This is a genomic window from Streptomyces sp. NPDC049577 (genome assembly GCF_040675635.1).
Classification (GTDB): domain Bacteria; phylum Actinomycetota; class Actinomycetes; order Streptomycetales; family Streptomycetaceae; genus Streptomyces.
In genome coordinates this window covers 1-4,465 of the sequence record NZ_JBFAPH010000427.1, presented here as the reverse complement: position 1 = coordinate 4,465, position 4,465 = coordinate 1, and the positions used below count along the sequence as shown (strand labels likewise).

The window sequence follows — 4,465 nt, the reverse complement described above, 5'->3', positions numbered from 1 at the left end:
CGCACGCCGATCCCGCCGACGGGACGACGACCGTCGGCGCGGTCACCGGCTTCACCGCCGACGGCCCCGTCTACCGGCTGCGCGCCGGAACGGCCGAGGCACGCGTCACCTTCGTCTCCGCGGACACCTTCCGCGTCGAGCTGGCACCCGACGGCACCTACACCGACCCCACCGGCAAGGACATCGTCCTGCCCCAGGGAGCGCCGCCACGCACCCGCTGGCGCGACGCCGGGGACCGCTACGAGCTGAGCACCTCGCGAGTGACCCTACGGGCCTACAAGGCGCCACTGCGGTTCGCCCTGTACCGGGCGGACGGCACCCCGCTGTGGCGCGAGACCAAGGGCCTGACCTGGGCCCCCGACCGCACCACCCAGACCCTCGCACGCGGCGCCGACGAGCAGTTCTACGGCGCCGGCATGCAGAACGGCCGCGGCAACACCTCGCACCGGGGCAAGACCGTCGAGGTCGGCGTCGACTACAACTGGGACGACGGCGGCCATCCCAACTCCGTGCCGTTCTACCTCTCCTCGGCCGGCTACGGCGTCTACCGCAACACCTACGCGCCCGGCACCTACGCCTTCGACGACCCGGTGACGACGACCGAGAAGGAGCGGCGCTTCGACGCGTACTACTTCGCCGGGCCGACCGCGAAGGACGTGATCGGCCAGTACACCCGGCTGACGGGCAGGCCCTTCCTGCCGCCCGTGTACGGGCTGGAGATCGGCGACTCCGACTGCTACCTGCACAACAAGAACCGCGGCGAGCGCCACACCGCGGACGCCCTGAAGATCGCCGACGGATACGTCGCCAACGACCTGCCGCTCGGCTGGATGCTCGTCAACGACGGCTACGGCTGCGGCTACGAGAACCTCGCCGACACCGGCAAGGGCCTCGGCGACCGCAAGGCGAAGCTGGGCCTGTGGACCGAGGACGGCCTCGGCAAGCTGGCCGACCAGGTCAGGAGCGGCCAGCGGGTGGCCAAGCTGGACGTCGCCTGGGTCGGCGACGGCTACAAGTTCGCCCTCGACGGCTGCAAGGACGCCTACCGCGGCATCGAGGACAACAGCGACGCCCGCGGCTTCACCTGGGCCCCCGAGAGCTGGTCGGGCGCCCAGCGCTGCGGCGTCCAGTGGTCCGGCGACCAGAAGGGCTCCTGGGAGTACATCCGCTGGCAGATCCCCACCTACGCGGGCGCGACCATGTCCGGACTCGCCTACACCACCGGGGACGTGGACGGCATCTTCGCCGGCAGCCCCAAGACGTACGTCCGCGACCTCCAGTGGAAGACCTTCCTGCCCGCCGTGATGACCATGGACGGCTGGGCCCCCAGCGACAAGCAGCCCTGGCGCTACGGCGAGCCGTACACGTCCATCAACCGCAAGTACCTCAAGCTCAAGGAAGCCCTGCTGCCGTACACGTACACCTACGCGGCCGAGGCGGCGCGCACGGGCGTCGGGCCGGTAAGGCCGCTCGCCCTGGAGTACCCGGACGACCCGAAGGCCGCCTCCGACGCCGCGAAGTACGAGTTCCTGTCCGGCCGGGACTTCCTCGTCGCGCCCGTCTACCAGGACACCGAGGTCCGCGACGGCATCTACCTGCCGGAGGGCACCTGGATCGACTACTGGACCGGCCGCACCTACACCGGCCCGGCCACCGTCGACGGCTACCGCGCCCCGCTCGACACCCTGCCGCTGTTCGTCCGCGCCGGGGCGAACATACCGATGTGGCCGGGCATCCGCTCGTACGCCGACCGAACGGCGGACTCGCCGCTGGCCTGGGACGTCTACCCCCGCGGGCGGTCCTCCTTCGACCTCTACGAGGACGACGGCGTCACCCGCGACCACCGCACCGGCGCCTTCGCCCGGCAGCGGCTGACCGTCCGGGCGCCGCACACCGGCGGCGGTGACGTGACCCTCGACCTCGGCGCCCTGCGCGGCGACTACAAAGGCAAGCAGACGTCACGGCCCTACGACTTCACCGTCCACACGGGCTCGGCGCCGCGCGCCGTCCTCCTGGACGGGCGGGCGCTGCCGCGCGACGCCTGGTCGTACGACGCCGCCGACCGCGGCGGGGTCGTGCACGTGAAGACCCCGTCGCTCCCGACCGACCGCTCCTACCGGCTCGTGCTGAAGGGCACCAGCGCGGTCGGCGGCCGGGGCTGACCCCGCACACCGTCCCGCCGGCACCCCGGCGGGACGGTGTGCCCCGGGTCAGCCCCGGGGTACGACGTTCTCCGCCTGCGGCCCCTTCGGGCCCTGGACGACGTCGTAGCTGACCGGCTGGCCCTCCGTGAGCTCCTTGAAGCCCTGGCTCTGGATGGCCGAGAAATGGACGAACACGTCCGGGCCGCCCTCGTCCTGCGTGATGAAGCCGAAACCCTTTTCGGCGTTGAACCACTTCACCGTGCCTGTTGCCATCGGTGTCCATCTCTCCTCGACCGTCGCGGCGCGCGGTGGACGCACCGGGCTCCTCAGCCTTCCTCCCGGAACCGGCCCCCAGTCCATTCCTCACCCGTCCGTGGGCGGTTCGCGCGACATTCGGCGCAACGAGCGGCGGCCCGCCGTCATCCCCGTGCGGGTCCCAGCCGCCACAGCGAGGTGACCTCCGCGGCCCGGGCCGCGTGCAGCGGGTCCGTCGTGTCCCCGGCGCGCGGGTGGCGCGGCCGGGTGTCGAGCCGGTCCAGAACCCGCAGGCCCGCCGCCGAGACGGCGGCCGGCAACTCCTCGGGCGTACGCAGCCGAAGGTGCTCGGCCAGGTCCGACAGGACGAGCCAGCCCTCGCCGCCCGGTCGCAGACGGGCGGCGAGACCGCCCAGGAAGGCGCGCAGCATGCCGCTGTCCGGGTCGTAGACGCCCTGCTCCACGGCCGAGGCCGGACGGGCGGGCAGCCAGGGCGGGTTGCACACGATCAGGTCGGCGGAGCCCGGCGGGAAGAGACAGGGGCCCGTCACCTCGACGCGACCGGCCAGGCCCAGCCGGTGGACGTTCTCGCGGGCGCAGTCCAGCGCCCGTGGGCTGATGTCGGTGGCGACGACCTGTGCGCATCCCCGGCGGGCCAGGGCGGCGGCCAGCACGCCCGTCCCCGTGCCCAGGTCGAAGGCCGTGCCACGGCCGGCCCGGCGGGGCAGCGGCGCCCGGGCCACCAGGTCCACGTACTCGCCCCGGACCGGCGAGAAGACGCCGTAGTGCGGATGGATCCGGGCGCCGAGCGCGGGCACGTACACGCCCTTCTCGCGCCACTGACGGGCACCGAGCACGCCGAGCAGTTCCGTCAGCGCCACGACCCGGGGACTGCGGGGCGGCCCGTAGGCCTCGGTGCAGGCCCGGCGGACGTCCGGCGCCCGGCGCAGCGCCAGGCCGTGGTCGTCCTCCAGCAGGACCAGCAGACGGCCGAGGGTGCGGGCCCGGTGGCCGCGGGCCCGGCGGTGCGCGGCGAAGGCCTCGGACGGGCCGCCGGGCCCGGGGCCGGGCGGTGTGCGGTCGACGCGGCGGCCCAGCGCCGCCAGCAGGTGACGGGCGTTGTGGAAGTCTCCCCTCCACAACAGGCCCGTTCCCTCCCGGGCCAGACGGTGGGCGGTATCGGCCTTCATGCGGTCGTCGGCGACGACGATCCGCCGGGGGAGGGGGGCTCCGCTCTCGGAGTGCCAGGGGGCGGAGCGGGTGGTGCGGGCTTCGGTCCAGTGGAGCATGGACACGTCGGACGAACTCCTCGTGGTGGGACGTGCAGGGGCACGGCGCGCACCGCGACGAGGAGCGGCGGGAAGAGCCTGGGGACGGCTACCGCTCGCGCGTCGCGGCGCGGGAGGAGCGGTCGCCGAGCACCAAGCCCAGCACCATGCCCAGTGTCATGAACTGCCCTTTCCGCAGGCCCGAAGAGGAGAACGCACAAGGCTTGCACGACGGGTGCCGCCCGGGCAACGCGTTTTCACCGCCCGTGCGCGTCGTCCGCGTCCGTCGAGAACGCCACCTCGCGCTGCGCCTCCAGCTCCGCCAGGCGCTGGGCGAGCGCGGCGCGGCCCGCCTCGTAGGCGTCGCTGCCGAGGACGAGGCGGCGCGGGGCCGTCGGCTGGTCCGCGCAGTCGATGATGGCCCGGGCGGTCTTGACGGGGTCGCCGATGAGGCGCATGGCCTCGCCGGCCACCATCGCGCGGCGCATCTCGCCGAGGTTGGTCGCCTCGTACGCGGGCAGGGGCGTCGCCATGTCGAGGCTGCGGCCCGCGAAGTCCGTGCGGCCCGCGCCCGGTTCGACGAGGGTCACCTGGATGCCGAAGGGGGCGACCTCCTGGCCCACCGACTCGAAGAACCCCTCGATGCCCCACTTCGTGGCGTGGTAGAGGCTCAGCAGCGGGAACGCGATCTGGCCGCCGATGCTGGACATCTGGATGATCCGGCCCCCGCCCTGTTCCCGCAGGTGCGGCAGCGCCGCGCGGGCGACCTGGATCGAGCCGGTCAGGTTGGTGGCGAGC

At 73.5% G+C, this 4,465-nt stretch carries 3 protein-coding genes and 1 pseudogene; 1 reads left to right on the top strand and 3 read right to left on the bottom strand.

Annotation, left to right across the window (positions count from 1 at the left end; all coding sequences use genetic code 11):
- A pseudogene (locus AB0K09_RS30185) lies at positions 1 to 2,156 on the top strand (TIM-barrel domain-containing protein); the annotation flags it as partial.
- 54 nt (positions 2,157 to 2,210) lie between these two features.
- Here AB0K09_RS30185 and AB0K09_RS30180 read toward each other — a convergent pair.
- From AB0K09_RS30180 to AB0K09_RS30170, 3 genes are all read right to left on the bottom strand, one after another.
- Positions 2,211 to 2,417, bottom strand: a complete 207-nt coding sequence (locus tag AB0K09_RS30180; protein WP_366068589.1) for a cold-shock protein — start codon at positions 2,415 to 2,417, stop codon at positions 2,211 to 2,213.
- A 146-nt stretch (positions 2,418 to 2,563) separates the two neighbouring features.
- Positions 2,564 to 3,688: a class I SAM-dependent methyltransferase gene (locus AB0K09_RS30175; RefSeq protein WP_366068590.1), complete on the bottom strand. Its 1,125-nt coding sequence runs from the start codon at positions 3,686 to 3,688 to the stop codon at positions 2,564 to 2,566.
- Between the two features lie 236 nt (positions 3,689 to 3,924).
- The coding region (locus AB0K09_RS30170) for an SDR family NAD(P)-dependent oxidoreductase (RefSeq protein ID WP_366068588.1) at positions 3,925 to 4,465 on the bottom strand (541 nt) is incomplete at its 5' end.